Source organism: Klebsiella sp. 141203, from assembly GCF_032601985.1.
Lineage (GTDB): Bacteria > Pseudomonadota > Gammaproteobacteria > Enterobacterales > Enterobacteriaceae > Klebsiella > Klebsiella aerogenes.
The window spans coordinates 461,763-485,142 of the sequence record NZ_JAQIRL010000001.1 but is presented as its reverse complement, the minus strand read 5'-3'; the positions used below and the strand labels follow the sequence as shown (position 1 = coordinate 485,142).

The following is a 23,380-nucleotide window of genomic DNA, read 5'->3' as shown; positions in this document are numbered from 1 at the left end:
TCTCACGGCGGACAGTTATGCGCCTTTGCTTTGCGCGCATACTGCCGGTGGTGATGCTCGCGCAGCGAACTGGCGGTATCCTCAGCCCGGCTGCGTAGCTCATCGCAATCAGCCTCGTGCAGTAACTGCTGTTCGAGGCTTTGCACCGGGAAATAATCATGCCCCTGACGTTGGGCGAGCAGATGCCCGGAGAATAATCCGCACATCAGCACCACTGCCGCTATTCCTCTCCGCCACATATCATTTTCCATATCAATAAATAACGCATGATTAATATGATTGATTTAATATTGGTTTTTCTGCCTGGTTATCAAAGAAGCGCAAGGCTTTGTCAGGCAAGGCTGAAGAAAGATGAAAAAAAAGCCTGACGCGATAAGCGCCAGGCCAGGGAATAGATTTTTTTCAGGCGCGAAGCCCGGCGGCGTTCATCAGCAGGCGGAAAATCATGCTGATGGCGCCCAGCGCCAGCACGCTAGCTCCCCATATGGCCGCCAGCCATAACAGCCGTTTTATCCATGAGCGCTCCATCAGTGATACCCCTCGCCAGGCTGAACTTTGCCGCGGAAGACGTAGTAGCTCCAAAAGGTATAACCAAGAATGACGGGAATAATCAGTAGCGCGCCAACCAGCATAAAGCCCTGGCTTTGCGGCGGCGCCGCGGCCTGCCACAACGTGATTCCCGGCGGGATAATATGCGGCCAAATGCTGATCCCAAGTCCGCTAAACCCAAGAAAAACGAGCCCCAGGGTCAACACGAACGGCAGGCAATGACCGTCGCGTTGCCCAAGCGTGCGCCATAGCCAGGCGCTGATGGTGATAACCAGCAGCGGTACCGGCAGCAGGTAAACCAGATTCGGCAGGCTAAACCAGCGCTCGGCGATCGCCGGCTGGGAGAGCGGCGTCCACAGACTAATCGCCGCTATCACTATCAGTAAGGCCAGCAGCAGAAGGCGTGAAATTCTGCGCATGGTATTCTGCAGCGGATTCTCGCTTTTCATTACCAGCCAACTGGCGCCCAGCAACGCGTAGGCAACGGTGAGGCCGAGACCGCAGAATAGGGTAAATGGCGTGAGCCAATCCCACATTCCGCCGCTAAAGCTGCGACCGCTGACCGGAAAACCATGAATGACCGCGCCGACGACCATGCCCTGGGTGAATGTCGCCAGTAGCGATCCGCCCAGAAAAGCCTTATCCCAGAAAGGGCGGTGCGAGGGGGTCGCTTTGAAGCGAAACTCAAAGGCCACGCCGCGAAAAATAAGCCCGATCAGCATCAGGGTGAGCGGCACCGACAGCGCGTCGATAATCACCGCATAGGCCAGCGGAAAAGCGCCGAAGAGGCCTGCGCCGCCAAGCACCAGCCAGGTTTCATTGCCATCCCATACCGGTGCGACGCTGTTAACCATCACGTCGCGCTCTTCACCGCCGCGTACGGCGGCAAATAGTATCCCGATCCCTAAGTCGAAACCGTCCATGACGATGTACATCAGGGTGGCGAACACGATGATAACAAACCAAATAACCGATAAATCAATACCCATTAGCGGGACTCCTTGTGCTGAAAACCATCCGTAACGGCAGAAAGCGGACGCGCGGGCGTTCCTGATGGCACAGGTACCTGCTCTTGCGGCCCTTTGCGGATCAGGCGCAGCATATAGCTATAGCCAACACCGAATACCGAGCTGTAGACGGCAATAAAGGCCAGCAGGCTAATGGTCATATGCAGATCGCCGTGAGCTGATACGGCCTCGGAAGTGCGCTGTACGCCGTAGACCACCCACGGCTGGCGGCCGACTTCGGTGGTCACCCAGCCAGCCAGAATCGCAATTAGTCCGGAAGGCCCCATCCACAACGCGAAGCGCAGGAAAGGTTTTGAGGTATACAAACGCTGACGATAGCGCAGCCATAGGGCAATGACGCCAAGCAGAATCATCAGCATTCCCAGGCCCGCCATCAGACGAAATGACCAGAAGACAATGGTTGAGTTAGGGCGATCTTGCGGGGCGAATTCCTTCAGCGCCGGCACCTGTTTATCGAGGCTGTGGGTGAGGATCAGACTGCCGAGGGCAGGTATCTCCAGCCCGTAGCGGGTACGTTCTTGTTGCATGTCCGGCCAGCCGAACAGCAGCAGCGGCGTCGGTTCGCCGGGCGGATTTTCCCAGTGTCCTTCGATAGCGGCAATTTTCGCTGGTTGATGTTTCAGGGTGTTAAGCCCATGCATATCGCCGATTAATGCCTGAATGGGGGCGACAAGCAGCGTCATCCATAGCGCCATAGAGAACATCGCGCGGATAGCAGGCGTTCGGTTGCCACGAAGCAAATGCCATGCGGCGGAGGCGCCCACGAATAACGCGCTGCTAAGAAACGCAGCAACGGACATATGGAATAAGCGGTAGGGGAAAGAGGGATTAAAGATAACGGCCAACCAGTCAACGGGTACCACCTGGCCGTTAACGATTTCAAAACCTTGCGGCGTTTGCATCCAGCTGTTTGAGGCCAGGATCCAGAACGTGGAAATGATGGTGCCCAGCGCCACCATGCAGGTGGCGAAAAAATGCAGGCCGGGGCCGACGCGGTTCCAGCCAAATAACATCACGCCAAGGAAACCGGCCTCAAGGAAGAAGGCGGTAAGAACTTCATAAGTTAGCAGCGGGCCGGTAATGCTGCCTGCGAACTGCGAGAAACCACTCCAGTTGGTGCCGAACTGGTAGGCCATCACCAGCCCCGAGACCACCCCCATACCAAAGTTGACGGCAAAGATTTTCGACCAGAAATGATATAGCGAGCGCCAGACAGGATTTTTTGTTTTTAACCACAATCCTTCAAGTACCGCCAGGTAGCTGGCAAGACCGATGGTGATCGCGGGAAAGATGATATGAAATGAGACGGTAAAGGCGAATTGGATCCGCGCCAGATGAAATGCATCAAGACCGAACATGCAGGACTCCACAACAAAATTGATTCAGCGCAATTTTAAGGGGTGGTGGGGAGTGATAGCAGAGGCAGAAAAGCGCTTTTTTATGATAACAGTTGCGGATTGTTATTCTTTCTATCTCTGTTTCATATTTGTGAAGTCAATTCTCATGTCACTATAAATAATAAATTACGTATTGTGAATTTATTCCTGTGATACTTCACATTTTTGTTTACGATTTTCCTTATTGCTTGCGCTGTATTTCATTAATTATTCTGCTAGCCTGTAACGGTGCTGAGTTTAGCTGTAGGGTTTGCTTTTTAAATATCCATATTTATTATGTGAATTGGTTATTCATTGTAGTTTTATATATTAAGTTGATGAAAAAAGGGAGACGGTTTGTCAAAAAAAGGACTGCGAAGTTTACTTATCTCATTGTTGATAATGACTATTTTTTGGCTTGCTGTGGGCGGCGGAGTCTATCTGATGATTTGAGTTATTATTATCCTCAGCATGAAATTACTTCATTTTTTAATGGCGATGAATTTATCTCATGCGAGGTTAGCGAGCTTTTTTAATCGTGGGTTCACAACATGAGAAACAACGCATATCAACGTTCAAACGATTGGGTTTTGCATTGATATACCGTGCGTTTAATGGATGTGCCTCATGACGTTCTGGCTCGGGTAATATTTTATTACTATTCTCAAATGCGCATATTTCATTAGTGATAATACAATCTCATGTTATTTGAACATCAGCGTCATCGCTTGCAGTGCGAAACCAGTATTTATCCGGTGATATCTATTAGCTATATCAGTTTTTAAAACCTGCCATTTTTGACCATCTGTTATAAGATACGGGTCTCGTTGGTTAAATGGATGCGGTAATGAAAAAATATCAGCAGCTTGCGCAACGGCTCACGGAACAGATCGCGCTCGGCGTTTGGCAACCCGGCGATCGCCTACCTTCATTACGCGAGCAGGTTGTCAGCAGCGGAATGAGTTTTATGACCGTCAGCCATGCCTACCAGTTACTGGAAAGTCAGGGACGAATTATCGCTCGCCCGCAATCGGGTTATTATGTGGCGCCGCAGCCGGTAAAACAGCGCCAGCCTGAACCTCCGGCGCAAGTCACGCGCCATGAGTCGGTGGATATCAACACCTATATTTTCGACGTCCTGCAGGCAAGCCGTCAGGCTTCGATGCTGCCTTTTGCTTCCGCCTTTCCCGACCCGCGCCTGTTCCCCTTACAGCAGCTAAATCGTTCTCTGGCGCAGGTGAGTAAAACTGCTACCGCCATGAGTGTGATTGAGAACCTGCCGCCGGGTAATGATGAGCTTCGTCATGCGATTGCCCGGCGTTATGCGTTGCAGGGAATGAACGTATCGCCGGATGAGATAGTCATCACCGCCGGTGCGTTGGAGGCATTAAACCTCAGCCTGCAGGCGGTGACTGAACCCGGCGATTGGGTCGTCGTAGAAAATCCGTGCTTTTACGGCGCGCTGCAGGCGCTTGAACGTTTGCGGCTAAAAGCGCTATCGGTGGCCAGCGATGTGAAAGAGGGGATCGATCTGGCGGCGCTGGAACAGGCTTTGCAGAGCTACCCGGTAAAAGCCTGCTGGCTGATGACCAATAGCCAAAACCCGCTCGGATTTACGCTGACGGCGGACAAAAAAGCGCGGCTGGTATCGCTATTGACGCGCTACAACGTCATGTTAATTGAAGATGACGTTTACAGTGAGCTGTACTTTGGTCGGGAAAAACCGCTACCCGCAAAGTACTGGGATCGTGATGAGATGACGTTGCACTGTAGCTCATTTTCAAAATGTCTGGTTCCGGGGTTTCGTATCGGCTGGGTCGCTGCTGGCCGACATGCCCGCCGTATTCAGCAGTTACAGCTGATGAGTACGCTATCTACGAGTTCGCCAATGCAGTTGGCGCTGGTCGATTATCTTTCTACCAAACGCTATGACGCGCATTTGCGCCGTTTACGTCGTCAGCTTGCTGAGCGGAAACAGCTGGCCTGGCAAGCGCTACTGCGCTTTTTACCCGCAGAGGTCAAAATTCATCATAGCGACAGCGGCTATTTCCTGTGGCTGGAGTTGCCCGCTGGTATCGATTCAGGCGAACTCAGCGCACTGGCGTTGCGGGATAACATCAGTATTGCACCGGGTAAAATGTTTTCGACCACGGCCGACTGGACTTCATTTTTCCGTTTTAATACCGCCTGGGGCTGGGGAGAAAAAGAGGAGCAGGGTGTGAAACGGCTCGGCGAACTTATACGTCAACTTTTGCCTTAGTTTATTCATCGCTTTTTTTAATTGCCGGCTTTTATTTTCCCGGCAATTTATCCCCTTCATTCTCGTATTCATTTATCAGCTTAAAATATCCACCATTAGCGGGTCGTCATAGGGAATATGCATACTCGTCCTTTTGCCATAACTCTTTGTCTATAATCCATATTATCGAATCGTGGTGGCGATTTTTGCGGAATGCGCACCTGGTCACAACCTGAGGAAATTTCCCCAGAGCCCCGCAGGCCGCCGTCTACCCTTATTAAGGGAGATATTTTTACGGCACGGCTGCCGCTACTTTTATTCTGACAGGAGTAAGTTCAAATGAGCAAAAAATTTGCCCGTGGCAGCCTGTGCGCGCTGAGTATGGTTGTGCTGACAGCGCAAGCCGCTGAACCGCCGACTTCGCTGGATAAAGGCGAAGGGCGGCTCGATATTATTGCCTGGCCGGGTTATATCGAACGCGGTCAGACGGATAAGAATTATGACTGGGTAAGCCAATTTGAAAAAGAGAGCGGCTGTCAGGTTAATGTGAAAACTGCCGCCACCTCTGACGAAATGGTCAGCCTGATGGCGAAGGGCGGTTACGACCTGGTGACCGCCTCCGGCGACGCCTCGTTACGCCTGATTATGGGTAAGCGTGTACAGGCGATTAATACCGCGCTGATCCCAAACTGGAAAACGCTTGACCCGCGAGTTGCCAAAGGCGCGTGGTTTAACGTCGGCGATAAAGTGTACGGCACGCCCTATCAATGGGGGCCGAACCTGCTGATGTACAACACTAAAACTTTCCCGACACCGCCTGATAGCTGGAAAGTGGTTTTCGTCAAACAGGACCTGCCGGACGGAAAAAGCAACCAGGGGCGAGTTCAGGCCTATGATGGTCCGATTTATATCGCTGATGCGGCGCTATTTGTCAAAGCAACACAGCCGCAGTTAGGAATCAACGATCCCTATGAACTCACTGAAGCGCAGTATCAGGCGGTGTTGAAGGTTCTGCAGGATCAGCATCCGCTGGTTCACCGTTACTGGCACGATGCGACCGTGCAGATGAGCGACTTTAAAAACGAAGGAGTGGTTGCTTCGGGCTCCTGGCCGTATCAGGCCAATGGTCTGAAAGGTGAAGGTCAGCCTATTGCTACCGTGTTCCCAAAAGAAGGTGTAACCGGCTGGTCCGATACCACGATGCTGCATAGTGAGGCAAAGCATCCGGTATGCGCTTACAAGTGGATGAACTGGTCGCTGACGCCGAAAGTACAGGGCGATGTCGCCGCCTGGTTTGGATCGCTGCCCGTGGTGCCACAGGGCTGTAAAGCCAGTACGTTACTGGGAGACAAAGGTTGCGAAACCAACGGCTACAACCAATTCGACAAGATTGCGTTCTGGAAAACGCCGATTGCCGAAGGCGGGAAGTATGTTCCTTATAGCCGTTGGACCCAGGACTATATCGCGATTATGGGTGGCCGCTAAGCGCCTGGAGACTGAACATGACGTACGCGGTAGAGTTTGATGACGTTTCGCGTCTTTACGGTGACGTGCGCGCGGTAGATGGCGTGACTATCGCCATTCGCGATGGTGAGTTTTTTTCCATGCTGGGGCCGTCCGGCTCCGGCAAAACCACCTGCCTGCGCTTAATTGCGGGCTTTGAACAGCTATCCGGCGGTTCGATTCGTATCTTTGGCCAGCAGGCCAGCGAATTACCGCCATGGCAGCGTGACGTCAATACGGTTTTTCAGGATTACGCGCTATTTCCGCATATGTCGATTATCGACAACGTCGCCTATGGGCTGATGGTGAAAGGCGTGGGCAAAAAAGAACGTCAGCTTCGCGCCCGGGAAGCCTTAGAAAAAGTGGCGCTTGGGTTCGTTCACGCGCGCAAGCCTTCGCAGCTATCCGGCGGTCAGCGGCAACGGGTCGCCATTGCCCGCGCGCTGGTCAACCAACCTCGTGTGCTGTTATTAGATGAACCGCTTGGCGCGCTGGATTTAAAACTGCGTGAACAGATGCAGGTGGAGTTAAAAAAACTTCAGCAGTCGTTGGGCATCACTTTCATTTTTGTTACTCACGATCAGGGTGAGGCGCTGTCGATGTCCGATCGCGTGGCGGTGTTTAACAATGGGCGTATTGAACAGGTCGACTCGCCGCACTCGCTCTATTTACAGCCTAAAACCGCCTTTGTTGCCGGATTTGTCGGCACCGCGAACGTTTTTACCCCAGACGTTTCTCAGCGCCTATGCGGCTTGCCCGGCGCCTGGTCGTTGCGTCCTGAACATATTCGACTGAATAGTGGCGGTGATATCCAGGTTCAGGGGACCGTGCAGGCGGTGCAGTTTCAGGGGGCGTCAACGCGTATTGAACTGAAACTTGCTGCGGGCGATAAACTGCTAGTCAGTCAGGCCAACGTCGATGGCGGGGCAGCGTTGAGCGCGCCACAGTTGGGGCAACAGGTATTGGCCTGTTGGTCGCGTTCGGCGATGGTTTCCCTGGAAAGCGGAGGCTGAGATGACGATGGCGCTTGTGCAACCAACGACCGGGCGAGTGTCAGGGCTGTTCTGGCGAAAACCTTCACTGGGTCTGTTTTTACTGCTGCTGGGTCCGCTGATGTGGTTTGGCGTTGTCTATCTGGGGTCGCTCCTGACGCTGTTGTGGCAAAGCTTCTATACCTTTGATGACTTTACGATGTCGGTCACCACGGATTTGACGCTCGCTAACCTGAAGGCTCTGTTTAATCCCGCCAACTACGACATCATTGTTCGTACCCTGGTGATGGCCATCTGCGTGACTATTGCCAGCGCAATCCTGGCATTGCCGATGGCGTGGTATATGGCGCGTTATACCCGCGGCAAGATGAAAGCCTTCTTTTATATCGCGGTGATGTTGCCGATGTGGGCAAGTTATATCGTCAAGGCGTACGCCTGGACGCTATTGCTGGCGAAAGATGGCGTGGCGCAATGGTTCCTCGGCCACCTTGGTCTGGAGAGCGTGTTAAATATGGTATTGACCATCCCGGCGGTCGGCGGCAATACCTTATCGACCTCCGGGCTCGGGCGATTCATGGTATTTGTCTATATCTGGCTACCGTTCATGATCCTGCCGGTGCAGGCGGCGCTGGAACGTCTGCCGCCATCGCTGTTGCAGGCCTCAGCCGATTTAGGCGCCCGACCGCAACAAACCTTCCGCTACGTGGTACTGCCTTTAGCCATACCGGGTATCGCGGCAGGTTCTATCTTTACCTTTTCCCTCACGCTTGGGGATTTTATTGTCCCACAACTGGTGGGGCCGCCCGGTTTCTTTATCGGCAACATGGTCTATTCGCAGCAGGGCGCGATTGGCAATATGCCGATGGCGGCGGCGTTCACGTTGGTGCCGATTGTTCTTATTGCACTGTATCTGGCGTTTGTTAAGCGCCTGGGAGCGTTTGATGCACTCTGAACGCGCACCGTTGTTTCTCAAAATTGCCACCTGGGGCGGGGTGATATTTCTCCATTTTCCACTGCTGATTATCGCCTTGTACGCCTTTAATACAGAGGATGCCGCTTTCAGCTTCCCGCCGAAAGGGCTGACGCTCCGCTGGTTCAGCGAGGCTGCCGCTCGTGCAGATATCATTGAATCAGTGACGTTGTCACTTAAGATCGCCGCTTTATCTACGGGGATTGCCCTGGTGTTAGGTACTCTCGCTGCCGGCGCGCTGTGGCGGAGTACGTTTTTTGGTAAGAATGCCGTGTCGCTGCTGTTGCTGTTACCTATTGCGCTCCCCGGCATTATTACCGGCCTGGCGCTGTTGACGGCATTTAAAGCCGTTAATCTTGAGCCTGGCTTGCTAACTATCGTGGTGGGTCATGCGACCTTCTGCGTAGTCGTAGTGTTTAACAACGTTATTGCCCGATTTCGCCGGACATCATGGAGTCTGGTAGAAGCATCAATGGACCTCGGCGCAACAGGCTGGCAAACCTTCCGCTATGTGGTGTTACCCAATCTGGGGTCGGCGCTGCTGGCAGGCGGCATGCTGGCGTTCGCCCTGTCCTTTGATGAAATTATCGTCACTACCTTTACCGCCGGTCATGAACGGACGCTTCCTCTGTGGTTGCTAAATCAGCTGGGGCGTCCGCGCGATGTGCCGGTCACCAACGTCGTCGCTCTGTTGGTGATGTTAGTGACGACTGTACCCATCCTGGGGGCCTGGTGGCTAACCCGTGACGGTGAGAATAACGCCGAAAGCGGAAAATAATACACTTTACAGGATCATGCTATGCAACATAACCTTTTGATAAACGGTCAATTAGTGGCGGGTGAAGGCGAGGTGCTGCCGGTATTCAATCCTGCCAATGGCGAAACGATTATTGAGATTGCGGAGGCGACCGAGGCGCAGGTTGATGCCGCCGTCAATGCTGCAGATCGTGCGTTTGTCAGCTGGAGCCAGACAACGCCGAAAACCCGCGCCGAATGTTTGCTGAAAATGGCGGATGTGATTACTGAACATGCAGAAACGCTCGCCAAACTGGAGTCTTTAAACTGCGGTAAACCGCTACATTGTGTTATCAATGATGAAATGCCGGCGATTGCCGATGTATTTCGCTTCTTCGCCGGCGCCGCGCGTTGCCTGCCGGGAATGGCGGCCGGAGAGTACCTTGAGGGGCATACCTCAATGATCCGCCGCGACCCGGTTGGCGTAGTGGCCTCGATTGCACCCTGGAACTATCCGCTGATGATGGCGGCCTGGAAGCTGGCGCCCGCGCTGGCGGCCGGTAACTGCGTGGTGATTAAACCTTCGGAAATCACTCCGCTTACGGCATTGAAGCTGGCGGAGCTCGCGAAGGATATTTTCCCGGCTGGCGTCATTAACGTGCTTTTTGGCCGCGGCCCGACTGTTGGCGATCCGCTCACAGGCCATAGTAAAGTGCGTATGGTTTCGTTGACTGGCTCGATCGCCACCGGCGCCCATATTATTGGTCACACGGCGACGTCGATTAAACGCACCCATATGGAGCTGGGCGGTAAAGCGCCGGTCATTGTTTTTGATGATGCAGATATCGATGCCGTCGTTGAGGGCATTCGTACCTTTGGTTTTTATAACGCGGGCCAGGACTGTACCGCCGCCTGCCGTATTTATGCGCAACAGGGCGTCTACGAACGGCTGGTTGAAAAGCTAGGCGCTGCCGTGGCCAGCCTGAAAATGGGGCAGCCTGACGATCCGTCCACGGAGCTGGGGCCGGTAAGTTCTCTTGCCCATCTTGAACGGGTGACCGCGGCTGTCAACGCCGCACGCGCCTTACCGCATATTAAAGTGGTGACCGGCGGCAGTCGCGCGGCGGGGAATGGTTACTATTTCCAGCCCACGCTGTTGGCTGGCGCGCAGCAGGATGATGCTATCGTACAACGCGAAGTTTTTGGTCCGGTAGTCAGCGTAACGTCGTTTAGCGATGAGGAACAAGTATTAACCTGGGCTAATGATTCACAGTATGGTCTGGCCTCCTCGGTCTGGACGCAGGACGTTGGCCGCGCCCATCGTCTGAGCGCGCGTTTGCAGTACGGTTGCACCTGGGTGAATACCCATTTCATGCTGGTTAGCGAAATGCCGCACGGCGGACAGAAGCTTTCTGGTTACGGCAAGGATATGTCAATGTATGGGCTGGAGGACTACACGGTGGTTCGCCATGTGATGGTGAAACATTAACGTACCGGCAGCATTACCAGACTAATAGTTGCAATAGCAACAATTGTTAAAAAAGATAAGGGGTAATATGAGAGTATTCTTATACCCCTTCAAGAGCTAAGCCATTGTGAGTGCCGGAGATAAGCGCCGGATGGGGTGTAAACTACTAAGCATGTTATTAATTGTTAGATCCCTGCAGGATGATGCGGGGATTTTTTTTGTATCGACTTTTAGGAGCGATGCAATAATTAATGTTTATCTTTTTTAGATGGCAGGCCCGAGTGGCGGCGCTCACGAATATAAGAGACAAGGCTGTAGATTGCGATCACCAATAGAACTAAAGCCATTAGCAGGGCAACTATTCCTGACATAAGCGACCTCAAAAATAAGTGAGAGAAAAAGCAAATACGTTATAACGAATAGTAATGAAACTATGCGCAAATCCGTGAATTTGCAAATAATAACTTCGTTCACCTACCGCAATATACAGCACAAAATAACAAGTAGAAAATCTACAGTCCGCATTAAGCGTAAGGATCAGAAGTCGATTGCTGATTATTTTGCGCAGTCAATTTAAGAAAATCCTCACCCCTTAAAGCCAAGTATAGTTAAATATCAATAATCCGGTATACGAAAAACCAGATCAATTTGTTATTTCCAATTATATAAATATTCTCTCCCTGGCGGGGCGGGCATGGCGGATCCCACTTCTTAGAAACGCGCTTCTGGAAGGTAATGGTTGTAGCAATAATGTTAAATATGGGTAGAGATCGCCACCGGGCCGTTGTTTGCATGTATGTGATTTGACTTTATCGCATCGCTCATGAGAAAATTTTACAAAATTTGTTATTCTGAAGTTGAATTGGTTTTGAAAAAGCTAGTATTTCTCCTGTTACTCACCGGCGTAAGCGCGATGCTTTACGGCAATCTCCCTGCCCAGCGTATTAGTGACTGTGAAAGCCTGGGGGCAAATGAGGACGTTTGCACAGCGGTAGAGTGGGATAACGAAAAGCTGAATTTCTTGCCGCAATATAACCCGGAAAATGTTAAGACTATTGCTGCGCTTCAGCAGTCAGGCGCCGGGAAACGCGCGACAGTTAAATCATAAAAAAAGCAGCCGCTGAGGCTGCTTTTTTAGGTTTAGTTGCTGAAAAAATTACTAAAACCAACCAAAACGAACGGATAACAGGCTAATAAGCGCAAGCGCTGCGCCGACATTAATCAGAATTACGGTTTTGCTGGAAACATCCATAACGCCACCTTTATGAGTAAGCCCCTACATTTATAGTCGGTGGCGTAGAGTTGCGCTATCGGACAACACTGAATCAACCGTTTTTCCATGGTCTTTGCAGCGATTTGTTTTGTGAAGTATTGATCTCTGACGTGCTAAGTGGTGCGGGACAGGATAACGCGTATAGCGCGATGTCTGACAGGGAAGGAAAAAAATGACTTTATACCAGAAGATGCTGGTTTTTTATGCCGTAATGGGCTGTATTTGTGCGTTGATAAGCTGGTTTTTAACTAAGGAAAGCCGCTGCATTCGCCTGCTGGCGGCGCTGTTGATTGGTGCGACATGGCCGTTCAGCTTTCCTATGGCGTTGCTGGTTTCACTGTTCTGAACAACAGAAATGGCTGGCCTAATTATCTTGATGTCTGTATATAAATACAGTTAAAAATAATAAGGATGCCATCTGATGAACAGCTTCTATTCGCATTTAGCCGGCGCAACGGTCCGTTGGTTTGATTTCCAAGGCCAGGGGGACCCTATTGTGTTCATTCATGGGTTAGGTTGCGCCTCTTCATACGATTACCCGCCAGTGGTTTCTAACCCTATATTGAATGGGCGCCGGGCCTTACTAATTGATCTTCCAGGCTATGGTTACAGCGATAAACCGCTTCAGTTTGGCTACCGAATTGCTGACCAGGCTGCGGTCGTTGTGGAGTGGCTGAACAAATTGCAGGTCAGCCGCTGCATTCTCTACGGCCATAGTATGGGGGGCAGTGTGGCTATTGAGGCAGCGCAGCGGCTGGGCAAACGCGTTGAGGCCTTAATTGTCGCCGAGCCCAATCTCTATGCCGGTGGGGGATTCTATAGCTGTAAAATCGCCGGGCAGACGGAAGATGATTTTATCGCCAACGGCTATCAGTCGATGCTGGCGGCAGAAACGTCCCCATGGAAAGGTTGCCTACAAAATAGCGCACCGTGGGCGTTATGGCGGGGAGCTACCAGCCTGGTAGTAGGCGCTTCTCCCTCGTGGTTTGAGCGTTTTATTCACCTGCAATGCCGTAAGACGCTTATCTACGGTAGTTTATCGCTACCCTCACAGGAAGCGGAAGACGTCGAAACTGCGGGTATCGCATTGGCTGTCATACCACAGGCGGGGCATTCGATGGCATGGGAAAACCCGGCCGCGCTGGCGCGCGCGATTGCCGGGCTGGTCTGAAAGCATCGCGGTAAATCAGAACGGTAATTCGCGCGGGCGAGTTTGCATGGTTATCCAGCGAAGCTCGGTGAATTCAGCGATCCCGGCGCGTCCGCCGAAGCGGCCATAGCCGGACGCTTTACAGCCGCCGAACGGCATCTGCGCTTCATCATGTACGGTAGGGCCGTTAATATGGCAAATACCGGTTTGCAGGTTTTGCGCCACATTCCAGGCGCGAGCGGTATCGCGGCTATAAACCGCTGCCGCCAGCCCGTACTCGCTATCGTTTGCCACGGCCAGCGCCTCTTCCTCGCCGTTAACCCGGATCACCGATTTGACCGGGCCAAAAGATTCTTCATGCCATATGCGCATTTCGCTCGTTACGCCATCCAGCAGGGTGGCGCGCATTTGCGTCGAATCCGCTTTTCCACCGCAGAGTAAATGTGCGCCTTTACTTAGCGCATCATCAATCAACGCGTTGCAGCGTTGTACCGTTTTCAAATCGACCACCGGGCCGAGAAGCGTAGCAGGCAGCGCGGAAGCTCGTTGGCTGATTAAAGCGACAAAGTCATCCGCGATGCTCTCATCGACAATAATGCGCTCGGTGGACATACAAATCTGCCCGGCGTTGGCAAAAGCGCCGAAAATCGCGCCCGCCGCTGCCTGCTGCAGATCGGCATCATCCAGTACCAGTAGAGGCGCTTTGCCGCCCAGCTCCAGTATCGCAGGCTTAAGGTATTCTCCACAGGTGCGGGCAATAATGCGCCCAACCGGGGTCGACCCGGTAAAATTGACGCGTCGTATGGCGGGGTGAGCAATCAGCGTCTCCACCAGCGCAGGCGCTTCGGCTGGCGAGCAGGTGAGATAATTCACCACGCCGTCGGGAAAGCCCGCCGCGGCAAGGGCATCGACGATTAAGCTTTGCGTGGCGGGCGAGAGTTCCGAACCCTTGAGTATCACCGTATTGCCGCAGGCCAGCGGCGTAGCGATGGCTCTGGTTGCCAGAATGAGCGGCGCGTTCCACGGCGCCATAGCCAGCACCACGCCGGCCCCCTGACGCACGCCCATCGCCAGATTGCCGGCCACGTTGGAGGGAATAATTTGACCTTCGATTTGCGTGGTCAAGGCCGCGGCTTCACGCAAAATATCTGCCGCCAGGTGCACGTTGAATCCGGCCCAGTGCGCTGTCGCGCCGGTCTCCGCCGCCATAGTGGCGATAAATTTCGCCTCTCTACGCTGCATTTGCTCGGCGGCTTCCAACAACAGACGGCGACGTTCGGAGGGGATGGTGTCGCGCCATGACGGGAATGCGGCGGCGGCGGCTTCTGCGCAGCGACGGGCGTCATTGAGGCTGGCCGCTGCGGCGGTAGAGACTATCTCGCTATTTTGCGGATGTCGGCGAGTGAAAGTAGCGTGGCCTTCGGCATCATGCCAGCGGCCGCCGCTATATAAGCTGCAGGTTATTGTCATTAGCGTAACCTCATTGGTCTGCGGAGTGTCGAGTCTACCGCCTTACCTCATTGCGCAGCGGCGAAAGGGCGGTTATCGCACAACTTTTTTGCAGATTACTCAGCGGGTCACAACTTAGTACAATAATGAGAACGGTGAACATGGGCCGTAGCAGACATAATCCATTCGCCACGGCCCAAAGAGGACAGTTAATGTAATGGCTGTACCTGTAGTGCGTCAGAATATTGTTTTAGCTTTTTAATTTTATCTTTTAATATCCAGCTTAATTCCGAAATATTCATTTTTATTTCGTCAACATCGACCGAACTGTTTTCCGTGAAGGCAGGCGTTGCGCCAACGACACCGCTCGCCAACGCTTTATTCGTTTCACAACGATAGCCGATATCATATAGCTTATCGCTTAGCTTTTTCTCGAAAGCGTTGAGATTATCATATGCCCGGAGATAGTCCGTAATTTGGACGGCGGAATGTAATATGTAAAATCGTGATTTGACCGCCGGTGTTTTATCAAGATCAATAGCAATTGAGTCGTCGGGAACAAAAAGATTAACGTTAGGGACCGCCGCGGCTTGCGAACGTTGAGTCACATCATAGACACCGCCATCGTCGGCCTGTAAGGCGGCGTGATGCGTTGCGACCAGAAAACAGCCCGGCCAGTAGTTTATCTCCCAGCCCAGCAGCATTTTTCCACCGACCTGTTCGATCGCCGCGCTGACATTCCAATAGGCGTTTCCCTCAGGCCCAGGTCTATCAATGACCGGGAGATAGATCGGACTGGCGCCAGGATTCAACTGTTCGGCAAATTGCAACAACCGCGGATCGTTGAGGGTGATAGGCTGATAAATCGAATTCGTCATGTAACGCTCCTTTGACTGAAAAGGGACAATGCGGCACGCGATTGGATCTTAGTCGTAAATAATCATTTTGTCGTACCGGTGCGGGCGTAGCCGATGATAGTGCCGTTAAGCAAAGCAAACAGCACTAACCTTATGAGTTAAAGTGTGAATCTAATAGCGATTCATTATTTGCTGGTTGTATTCCACTGTGCTGTTATTAGTGTGCATATAACAAATTTATAAGGTTTATAACCATGTCTACAGGGAAATCACTACTTGCGCTGGCCTTAAGCGCGCTGTTGCCGACCGGCGCCGCGTTGGCTGCGGCCAACGACACGTTGGTCTACTGTTCGGAAGCCTCGCCGGAATCCTTTAACCCGCAAATCGCCAGCTCTGGTCCTTCATTCGTTGCCAGCTCACAGGTACTTTATAATCGCCTGATAACCTTTGATCCGCTTAAAAACACGCCGATTCCGTCGCTGGCGACCGAATGGAAAGTCTCTCCGGATGGTAAAACCTGGACCTTTACGCTGCGTAAAGGCGTGCAGTTCAACAGCAATAAATACTTTAAACCGACCCGCGATTTCAATGCGGATGATGTGTTGTTCTCGGTGCTGCGCCAGCAGGATCCGCAGCATCCATATCACAACGTGTCGCAGGGCAATTATGAATATTTCCACGACGTTGGTCTTGATAAGCTGATTAAAGAAGTGAAGAAGATTGATGATTATCACGTTCAGTTTGTGCTGAGCGAACCCAATGCGGCGTTTCTCGCCGACTGGGGGATGGACTTCGCCTCGATTCTTTCTGCGGAATATGCCGACGCGATGTTGAAAAAGGGGACGCCGGAATACGTTGATAGCTGGCCTATTGGCACCGGCCCTTACGCGCTGCAGCAGTACAAGGTAGATTCACAAATCCGTTATATCGCCAACCCGCACTATTGGGAAGGCGAGGTACCGACTAAACATCTGATCTTCTCCATCACGCCGAACGTTGAAACCCGCCTGGCTAAGCTGCAAACCAACGAATGCCAGATCATTCCCGCGCCATCGCCGGTACAGTTTCCGGTAATTAAAGGGAATAAAGATCTGGCGCTACACGCGGTGGAAGCCTTGAACGTGGGCTATCTGGCATTTAATACTGAAAAGAAACCGTTTGATAACGTGCTGGTACGTCAGGCGCTGAACTACGCCACCGATAAGCAGGCGATCGTGAAGGCGGTCTTCCTGGATTCCGGCAACGTGGCGAAATCGCCGATCCCGGCCAATATGCTCGGTTACAAGAAGGATTTACCGGATTACGACTACAATCCACAGAAGGCGAAAGAGCTGCTTAAGCAGGCGGGGGTGGCGCAGGGCGCAGAAGTGACTCTGTGGTCGATGCCGGTACAGCGCCCGTATAACCCGAACTCGAAACGTGTCGCTGAAATGATTCAGAACGACTGGAGCAAAGTCGGCATAAAAGCGAAAATCGTCAGCTATGAGTGGGGCGAATACCTTTCCGGTATGCGCAAGGGCGAGCATGATAGCGCGTTGTTTGGCTGGATGTCCGATAATGGCGATCCGGACAACTTCGCCGGTACGCTGCTCAGCTGTGATAATATCAAAACCGGCTCTAACGTAGCGCGCTGGTGCGATAAGTCCTATGACGCGCTGGTGAAAAAAGCGCTTCTGGTGAGCGATCCGCAGGCGCGCGCCAAACTTTACCAACAGGCTCAGGAAATTTTCTATCAGCAGGCGCCGTGGATCACGCTGGCGACGGGTAAAACTTTCTACGCCACCCGCAGCAACGTCAGCGGCTATAGCGTGAGTCTGATGGGAAGCGATTTTTCCAAAGCTAAGCTGAATTGATCGAAAAGGAGAACAGGATGGCACATCTGGACGATGTCATTGCCAGGGTCGATGACACCATTGCCGGGGGCGTGATTAGCCATATGAACGAGCTACTGATTGCGTTAAGCGATGATGCTGAGCTGGGCCGCGAAGAACGCTATAACCAGCAGCAGCGTCTACGGACGGCGATAGCCCATCACGGGCGTCAACATCATGAAGATCAGGAAGCACGCCGCGAGCAATTAACCAAAGGCGGCGAGATCCTTTAAGGGTGATGTCAGAACTGGCGTCTGGCGACCAGCCAGGCGCCTACCACCAACATCACCGCCCCGCATACTGGCCCGATTAACGCCCTAATCGGCACGCCGTGGGCGCGAATCAAATCAATAACCAATCCGCCAACCAGCTGACTGGCCACCAGCACCGCAATGGTTGTCGCCGCCCCTACGTTTTGATAACCGCTGATGCTGGCGAAGACGAAAAACGATCCCAGCAGGCCGGGAATAAGGGTCCACCATTTGATGTTCAGCGCCAGTTCCTGAAAGCCTGCCGCGCCGTGGCGCAATAGCAAAATGGTGACAAAAATAACAATTCCCACCAGCGAATTGAGCAACATGGCGATAAGAATCGTCGAGGCGGATTGGGTAATGCGGACCATCAGGGTGTTTTGCAATACCAGACCGACGCCCGCCGCTATCAGGCAGGCAAGGGTGAGCGACTGATTCATGCCTCGCCGTCCGGATCCTGGCGATCGTCGAGCTGTAGCTGCATAAAGGTCAGATCCAGCCAGCGACCGAATTTAGTTCCCACCTGCGGCATCTGCCCGCTGGTGATAAACCCCAGGGTTTCATGTAGATGCAACGAAGCATGGTTGCGGGATTCAATTCCGGCCACCATCACATGTTTGTGCAGACGCCGCGCTTCAGCGATAAGCGCGACTAACAACTTACGGCCGATCCCCTTACCCTGATGATCGGGATGGACATAGACCGAATGTTCAACGGTATGGCGGAAACCGTCAAATGCGCGCCAGTCGCCGAACGAGGAGTACCCGGTAATCACGCCGTTTTCTTCACTCACCAGCACCGGATAGCCGGCAATCTGCCGGGCCTCAAACCAGGCAATACGGTTATCGATATCGACGGTTTTGTCATTCCAGATGGCGACGGTATGCAGTACGGCGTGATTATAGATTTCGGCGATCGCCGCGCAATCGTCTTTACTGGCATGGCGGATGGACATAGCAAGCCTCAAAGTTTGTACACTATAGTAGTACGGTATTATTACAATAATGAACGTCCGGCTGTCATCAATTTTACGATAAATTTTACGTGGAACAGCGCAGTATCGGGGATAGCGGACAGTTGTGTAATACGGTAGTGCGCACTATATTGTTACGTCATGAATACTATAGAAGACAATCTCAATCAGCGCATTAGCGCACGCATTCGTATCGAACGCGAGTCCCGCGGCTGGTCGCTAAGCGATCTGGCTGAACGCGCAGGGGCCTCGCGGGCAATGGTGCATAAAATAGAACGTGGCGAAAGTAGCCCCACCGCGACGATGCTGGGCCGTCTCTCCGGCGCGTTTGGTATCAGCATGTCGACGTTGATTGCGCGTGCAGAGATGCAGGAGGGTAAGCTTTTGCGCTTTGCCAACCAGCCGGTGTGGCGCGATCCACAAAGCCACTATTTGCGCCGTCACGTCTCGCCGCGCAGCGATTTGCCGCTCGATCTGGTGCAAATAGAGTTGCCGGCCGGCAGCGATGTACCGATGCCTGCTTCTTCGTACGCGCTGGCGCGACAGCTCATCTGGCTACAGCAGGGTGAGTTAGTTTTTGTTGAAGGGAACACTCGCCATCAGATGCAGACGGGGGATTGTCTGGAATTGGGGCCGCCCAACGATTGCCGGTTTATCAATGAGTCCAGCGAGACTTGCGTCTATCTGGTAGTGCGTCTGAATCAATCCGGCTCATAATGTTAAAGCGCGTTAAGCATAAAACGGCTAGCCTCAGTACAGGCCGTTAACAAGAGGAGTTTGCTATGACCGCTAATCCACAACGCCATCACCGCTGGGTATTGGCTTCACGCCCGCACGGTGAACCTACCGCCGAAAATTTCAGACTGGAAGAGGGCGATCTACCAACGCCGGGGGCGAATCAGATCCTGCTGCGGACTATTTATTTGTCACTCGACCCTTATATGCGCGGACGGATGAGCGATGCGCCTTCTTATTCGCCACCGGTGGACATTGGCGCGGTGATGGTCGGTGGGACGGTAAGTCGCGTGGTGAGCTCAAATCACCCTGATTTTAAACCCGGTGAGTGGGTGCTTGGCTATAGTGGCTGGCAGGATTATGCGCTTTCCGATGGTAGCGATCTGGTTAAGCTCGGCGACAATCCTGAACACCCTTCCTGGGCGCTGGGGGTGTTAGGCATGCCGGGATTTACCGCTTATATGGGGCTGCTGGATATCGGCCAGCCGAAAGCGGGCGAAACGCTGGTGGTGGCGGCGGCAACCGGGCCGGTGGGGGCCACCGTCGGGCAGATTGGCAAACTTAAGGGTTGCCGCACCGTCGGTATTGCCGGCGGCGCCGAGAAATGTCGTTATGCGGTAGAGACGTTAGGCTTTGATATTTGTCTTGACCATCGCGCTGCGGATTTCAGCCAGCAGCTGGCGCAGGCGTGTCCGCAGGGAATCGATGTCTACTATGAAAACGTCGGCGGTAAAGTCTTTGATGCGGTTCTGCCGTTGCTGAATACTGCGGCGCGTGTTCCCGTGTGCGGACTGGTTAGCGGCTACAACGCCACCGCCTTACCGGATGGCCCGGATCGGCTGCCGCTGCTGATGGCGACCATCCTTAAAAAACGCATTCGTATGCAGGGCTTTATCATCGGCCAGGATTATGGCCATCGCATTGCCGAGTTCCAGCAGCAAATGGGGCGCTGGGTACAGGAAGGTAAAATCAAATATCGCGAGCAGCAGATTGACGGCCTGGCGCAGGCGCCGCAGGCGCTGATTGGCCTGCTGAAGGGGGAAAACTTCGGCAAAGTGGTGATTAACGTCGCAGCGGACGAGTAACGTCGCCGTTTTCTCCAATGCCCCCGAAGAAGCATGCGGGGGCGCTTTCGCCGCCTTTAACCAAAAAATGATTAATCCATACTTTTATTAATGGTTTGCTTTTCCGTGAGCGGCTTTTTATCCTTAAGGAAACTTAAGAGGTTAATGCGATGAAAGATGTAGTTGATAAATGCAGTACCAAAGGCTGCGCCATTGATGTTGGCACCATTATCGATAACGAAGACTGCGTTTACCGGGTCGAGAAACTTTTCCCTACCCGTGAAGAAGCGGAGTCCGCGGTAGCGGCCATTCGTGAACGCGCCGTTGCCGCCGCCAGCGAAACGCCGACCGTGGATTACACTATTGAACCGGTGGGTAATGAGGCGAAACTGGACGCGGCGGTGAATTTCTCCTGCCAGGCGGAAAAAATTATTTTCGAATTGTCTTTAAGAAGCGCCTTCTAACAGACTGCGGCGGAATCAAAAAGGGATCCCAGTTGGGATCCCTTTTTTATCATCACCCATCGGCGGGCGTAGTTACTCGAAACGCCAGGCGAGATTCATACCGATGCCGAAGTTACGGCCCGGCGCTGGTTCGTAATAACGACCATTGGATTCGTTGACAATCACTGAGCCCACGTAATTGCGATCAAACAGATTATCGACGCGGCCAAACAGATCCATATCCATTTTTCCGTAGCTCCACTTATAGCCGGTGGTCAGGCCAACCACGGTCCACGATGGCGCTTTGGCGGTGTTGGCGTCGTTGGCCATAATGTCGCCCATATAACGGATATCGCTCCCCGCGTACCAGCCCTGTTCCGGTTGATAACCGAAAGAGGCGTAGCCCATATTGCGGGCGATACCCGGAATACGATTGCCGTTGCAGTCCGACGAACCGCAAACGTTCGTGCGATAGGTGGCGTCGAGCCAGGTCCATGCTGCTTTTAATTTCCAACTGTCGCCAAACTGCTGGTCGAGACCTAATTCCATTCCCTGACGACGGGTCTTACCGGCGTTTTTATAGCTGGTGCGACCGCCACTGCTGGAATCGACCACAATCTCATTGTCGGTATCGGTCTGGAAAAGCGCGGCGGTGAACAGTCCGTTGCCTATCCGCGTTTTGCTGCCAATTTCCACGGTTTCATTTGTGGAAGGTTTAAGATCGAAATTTAATCCGCTCTGGTTGCCAGAACGATAAGAGAGCTCATTGATCGTCGGCGTTTCAAAACCGCGCCCGGCGGAAAGATAGATATTCCAGGCATCCGTGACGGCATATTTCAATGAACCGGCTGGCAGCCATTTGTGATAGCTGGCATCGCCGCTATCGTCGCCGTTACCCGGGGTGACGTAATAGTCGTTAGAGTCAAACCACACGGAACTGTAGCGAACGCCTGCATCGAATGTGAGCTTGTCGGTCAGCTGCCACTGGGTTTGCAAGTATGGGTCCAGGTTCCACATCAGATTACGTTCATTACGGCGCAGGTTGCCCTGTTCGCCATATTGCGGCGCGCCGTTCACCAGAACGTAGTTTTCATAACCCTTACGTCGTTCGCTCATATTTTCGTAATCAAGACCGGTGGTAAAGGTCACCGGCACCAGCAATTCGCCGCGGTGGGTCCAGCGGGTGTCGATCCCCTGATAATGGCGAGTCAAATCGATGACTCCCCCGGAATGCGAGGGCTTCAGCTGCGGCGCCATGGGGATTGACTGGTACTGAGTGGTTTCGCGCTCGCCGGCATACATCATCACGCTCAGATCGTCCTGCTGGCTAAGCTGGCGCTCATAGCGTAATCCGGCCTGAGTCTGCTTCACCGTTTTACGTGTGTTGTACTGGTCGCCGCGGGGCGACTGGCGCGGGTTATTCTGCCACTCGTCGTAGCTCAATCCGCCCGGGTCGTTAGCTTTAATATCCACGCTATTGAACAGCAACGTTAATTTACTGACGTCATCAATACGCACGCCTAATTTTGCGTTGGCGAGATTTTTCCGCGCGCCGCTATGGTCGCGTGAACCATGGGTAGTGAAACGGTTGGTAGACACCGTGTAGTCGACGTCGCCTGCCTGAGTGCCGTCGCCGACGGCGCCGGTAGCTTTCAGTCCATAATGCCAGGTACCGAAGCTGCCGTAGTAGCTGCTGGCCTCAATGGTCGGCGGCTGGCTGCCGGTTTGGGTATTGACGTTAATTACGCCGCCGGAAGAGTTGCCATAGAGCGCGGAAAAAGGTCCGCGTAACACTTCCAGGCTATCGATGCTGCCGATATCGATATTCGATGTCTGCCCCTGGCCATCGGGCATGGTGGCAGGGATACCGTCAACGTATAGTCGCAGGCCACGGACGCCGTAGGTGGAGCGGGAACCGAAACCACGAATCGACAACTGCAAATCCTGAGCATAGTTTTGCCGGTTTTGTACTTGTAAACCGGGTACCGCGCCGAGCGATTCCGAGAGGTTAATTCGCGGGGCGGCCTGTCGCATATCATCGCCATTCACTACGCTGACGGCGGCAGGGGTATCCAGTTCGGAAACCGCGGTAGGCGTCGCCGTGACGACCATGGTTTGTTCGTCGTTGGTGCTGGCATGCACGTTGGCGACGAGAGGGAGTAATAAAGCGGGGAGCGCGACCGTGCGCATGGCAATAATCTTCATCAAAGCGACTCGCAAAGAGAAACGTACCAAATGGAACATATGTATATATGTTACACCGTTTGTAAATTCTTTGAAAATAATTAACTAACCAGTCGTTAAGTAATAGCCAGCAAAGGTGATTCTTTTAAGCAAAAAAGACAATTAACGCTCCACATTAAGATAAATAATGATTACTATTCTCATTTACAAAACGAGTGAAGTTAAACTTTACGCTGTGGAAGCCATCTCTAACCAGTAATTAATTGTTCT

25 protein-coding genes are annotated in these 23,380 nt (G+C 52.8%); 14 read left to right on the top strand and 11 right to left on the bottom strand.

Going from position 1 to position 23,380, the window contains the following annotated elements; all coding sequences use genetic code 11:
* Nucleotides 1–2: 2 nt before the first annotated feature.
* The 4 genes from PGR29_RS02440 to PGR29_RS02425 all read right to left on the bottom strand — a co-directional run bounded on the left by PGR29_RS02440 (nt 3) and on the right by PGR29_RS02425 (nt 2,935).
* Nucleotides 3–239, bottom strand: coding sequence for a DUF2554 family protein (locus tag PGR29_RS02440; protein WP_087859526.1), 237 nt, complete (start codon nt 237–239; stop codon nt 3–5).
* 163 nt (nt 240–402) lie between these two features.
* Nucleotides 403–528: a DUF2474 domain-containing protein gene (locus PGR29_RS02435; protein ID WP_087859527.1), complete on the bottom strand. Its 126-nt coding sequence runs from the start codon at nt 526–528 to the stop codon at nt 403–405.
* Nucleotides 528–1,538 carry a cytochrome d ubiquinol oxidase subunit II gene (gene cydB / locus PGR29_RS02430; protein WP_316423984.1) on the bottom strand — a complete coding sequence of 337 codons (1,011 nt, stop codon included), beginning with the start codon at nt 1,536–1,538 and terminating at the stop codon, nt 528–530. Before cydB ends, PGR29_RS02435 begins: the two co-directional genes overlap by 1 nt.
* Nucleotides 1,538–2,935: a cytochrome ubiquinol oxidase subunit I gene (locus PGR29_RS02425; RefSeq protein ID WP_087859529.1), complete on the bottom strand. Its 1,398-nt coding sequence runs from the start codon at nt 2,933–2,935 to the stop codon at nt 1,538–1,540. Before PGR29_RS02425 ends, cydB begins: the two co-directional genes overlap by 1 nt.
* Nucleotides 2,936–3,800: 865 nt before the next feature.
* On the opposite strand from PGR29_RS02425, the gene PGR29_RS02420 reads away from it, so the two are divergent.
* The 6 genes from PGR29_RS02420 to patD all read left to right on the top strand — a co-directional run bounded on the left by PGR29_RS02420 (nt 3,801) and on the right by patD (nt 10,881).
* Nucleotides 3,801–5,213, top strand: coding sequence for a PLP-dependent aminotransferase family protein (locus PGR29_RS02420; protein WP_087859530.1), 1,413 nt, complete (start codon nt 3,801–3,803; stop codon nt 5,211–5,213).
* A 318-nt stretch (nt 5,214–5,531) separates the two neighbouring features.
* Nucleotides 5,532–6,677: a putative ABC transporter substrate-binding protein YdcS gene (ydcS, locus tag PGR29_RS02415; protein ID WP_087859531.1), complete on the top strand. Its 1,146-nt coding sequence runs from the start codon at nt 5,532–5,534 to the stop codon at nt 6,675–6,677.
* 17 nt (nt 6,678–6,694) lie between these two features.
* Complete coding sequence (locus tag PGR29_RS02410; protein ID WP_213316166.1) at nt 6,695–7,708, top strand: ABC transporter ATP-binding protein; 1,014 nt, start codon at nt 6,695–6,697, stop codon at nt 7,706–7,708.
* Nucleotide 7,709: 1 nt separating this feature from the next.
* Nucleotides 7,710–8,639 (top strand): ABC transporter permease, encoded by a 930-nt coding sequence (locus tag PGR29_RS02405; RefSeq protein ID WP_316423983.1) that lies wholly within the window; start codon nt 7,710–7,712, stop codon nt 8,637–8,639.
* On the top strand, nt 8,629–9,435 hold the full coding sequence (locus PGR29_RS02400) for an ABC transporter permease (protein WP_113373273.1): 807 nt from the start codon (nt 8,629–8,631) through the stop codon (nt 9,433–9,435). Before PGR29_RS02405 ends, PGR29_RS02400 begins: the two co-directional genes overlap by 11 nt.
* A gap of 21 nt (nt 9,436–9,456) precedes the next feature.
* Complete coding sequence (gene patD, locus PGR29_RS02395; protein ID WP_087859537.1) at nt 9,457–10,881, top strand: aminobutyraldehyde dehydrogenase; 1,425 nt, start codon at nt 9,457–9,459, stop codon at nt 10,879–10,881.
* A 227-nt stretch (nt 10,882–11,108) separates the two neighbouring features.
* Here the strand turns inward: patD and PGR29_RS02390 are convergent, their stop codons facing one another.
* Nucleotides 11,109–11,231, bottom strand: coding sequence for a small membrane protein (locus PGR29_RS02390; protein WP_087859538.1), 123 nt, complete (start codon nt 11,229–11,231; stop codon nt 11,109–11,111).
* A gap of 452 nt (nt 11,232–11,683) precedes the next feature.
* Between PGR29_RS02390 and PGR29_RS02385 the strand changes: the two genes are divergently transcribed.
* The gene (locus PGR29_RS02385; RefSeq protein WP_410477020.1) at nt 11,684–11,968 is read left to right on the top strand and encodes a hypothetical protein; all 285 of its coding nucleotides are present in this window, start codon (nt 11,684–11,686) and stop codon (nt 11,966–11,968) included.
* Nucleotides 11,969–12,019: 51 nt separating this feature from the next.
* Here the strand turns inward: PGR29_RS02385 and yncL are convergent, their stop codons facing one another.
* Complete coding sequence (gene yncL / locus PGR29_RS02380) at nt 12,020–12,112, bottom strand: stress response membrane protein YncL (protein ID WP_064571558.1); 93 nt, start codon at nt 12,110–12,112, stop codon at nt 12,020–12,022.
* Between the two features lie 193 nt (nt 12,113–12,305).
* On the opposite strand from yncL, the gene PGR29_RS02375 reads away from it, so the two are divergent.
* Both PGR29_RS02375 and PGR29_RS02370 read left to right on the top strand, forming a co-directional pair.
* Nucleotides 12,306–12,479, top strand: a complete 174-nt coding sequence (locus PGR29_RS02375) for a GhoT/OrtT family toxin (protein WP_015366412.1) — start codon at nt 12,306–12,308, stop codon at nt 12,477–12,479.
* Nucleotides 12,480–12,554: 75 nt separating this feature from the next.
* Nucleotides 12,555–13,304 (top strand): alpha/beta fold hydrolase, encoded by a 750-nt coding sequence (locus PGR29_RS02370; RefSeq protein WP_045394028.1) that lies wholly within the window; start codon nt 12,555–12,557, stop codon nt 13,302–13,304.
* 15 nt (nt 13,305–13,319) lie between these two features.
* On the opposite strand, the gene PGR29_RS02365 is transcribed toward PGR29_RS02370, so the two are convergent.
* Both PGR29_RS02365 and PGR29_RS02360 read right to left on the bottom strand, forming a co-directional pair.
* Nucleotides 13,320–14,753, bottom strand: a complete 1,434-nt coding sequence (locus PGR29_RS02365) for an aldehyde dehydrogenase (RefSeq protein WP_316423982.1) — start codon at nt 14,751–14,753, stop codon at nt 13,320–13,322.
* A gap of 188 nt (nt 14,754–14,941) precedes the next feature.
* On the bottom strand, nt 14,942–15,610 hold the full coding sequence (locus PGR29_RS02360; protein WP_087859541.1) for a hypothetical protein: 669 nt from the start codon (nt 15,608–15,610) through the stop codon (nt 14,942–14,944).
* A 233-nt stretch (nt 15,611–15,843) separates the two neighbouring features.
* On the opposite strand from PGR29_RS02360, the gene PGR29_RS02355 reads away from it, so the two are divergent.
* Both PGR29_RS02355 and PGR29_RS02350 read left to right on the top strand, forming a co-directional pair.
* On the top strand, nt 15,844–17,442 hold the full coding sequence (locus PGR29_RS02355) for an ABC transporter substrate-binding protein (RefSeq protein ID WP_087859542.1): 1,599 nt from the start codon (nt 15,844–15,846) through the stop codon (nt 17,440–17,442).
* 17 nt (nt 17,443–17,459) lie between these two features.
* Nucleotides 17,460–17,693: a YdcY family protein gene (locus PGR29_RS02350; protein ID WP_087859543.1), complete on the top strand. Its 234-nt coding sequence runs from the start codon at nt 17,460–17,462 to the stop codon at nt 17,691–17,693.
* 8 nt (nt 17,694–17,701) lie between these two features.
* On the opposite strand, the gene PGR29_RS02345 is transcribed toward PGR29_RS02350, so the two are convergent.
* Nucleotides 17,702–18,151 (bottom strand): DMT family transporter, encoded by a 450-nt coding sequence (locus PGR29_RS02345; protein WP_032708166.1) that lies wholly within the window; start codon nt 18,149–18,151, stop codon nt 17,702–17,704.
* Nucleotides 18,148–18,666 carry a GNAT family N-acetyltransferase gene (locus PGR29_RS02340; protein ID WP_316423981.1) on the bottom strand — a complete coding sequence of 173 codons (519 nt, stop codon included), beginning with the start codon at nt 18,664–18,666 and terminating at the stop codon, nt 18,148–18,150. The genes PGR29_RS02345 and PGR29_RS02340 overlap by 4 nt, the downstream gene beginning before the upstream one ends.
* 159 nt (nt 18,667–18,825) lie before the next feature.
* Between PGR29_RS02340 and PGR29_RS02335 the strand changes: the two genes are divergently transcribed.
* The 3 genes from PGR29_RS02335 to PGR29_RS02325 all read left to right on the top strand — a co-directional run bounded on the left by PGR29_RS02335 (nt 18,826) and on the right by PGR29_RS02325 (nt 20,947).
* Nucleotides 18,826–19,401: a helix-turn-helix domain-containing protein gene (locus PGR29_RS02335; protein WP_271032618.1), complete on the top strand. Its 576-nt coding sequence runs from the start codon at nt 18,826–18,828 to the stop codon at nt 19,399–19,401.
* Nucleotides 19,402–19,466: 65 nt separating this feature from the next.
* Nucleotides 19,467–20,504, top strand: a complete 1,038-nt coding sequence (locus tag PGR29_RS02330; protein ID WP_213316161.1) for an NADP-dependent oxidoreductase — start codon at nt 19,467–19,469, stop codon at nt 20,502–20,504.
* A 149-nt stretch (nt 20,505–20,653) separates the two neighbouring features.
* Nucleotides 20,654–20,947: a DUF406 domain-containing protein gene (locus tag PGR29_RS02325; RefSeq protein ID WP_047054792.1), complete on the top strand. Its 294-nt coding sequence runs from the start codon at nt 20,654–20,656 to the stop codon at nt 20,945–20,947.
* A 72-nt stretch (nt 20,948–21,019) separates the two neighbouring features.
* Here PGR29_RS02325 and pqqU read toward each other — a convergent pair whose 3' ends face one another.
* On the bottom strand, nt 21,020–23,131 hold the full coding sequence (gene pqqU / locus PGR29_RS02320; RefSeq protein WP_213793963.1) for a TonB-dependent receptor PqqU: 2,112 nt from the start codon (nt 23,129–23,131) through the stop codon (nt 21,020–21,022).
* Between the last annotated feature and the right edge of the window lie 249 nt (nt 23,132–23,380).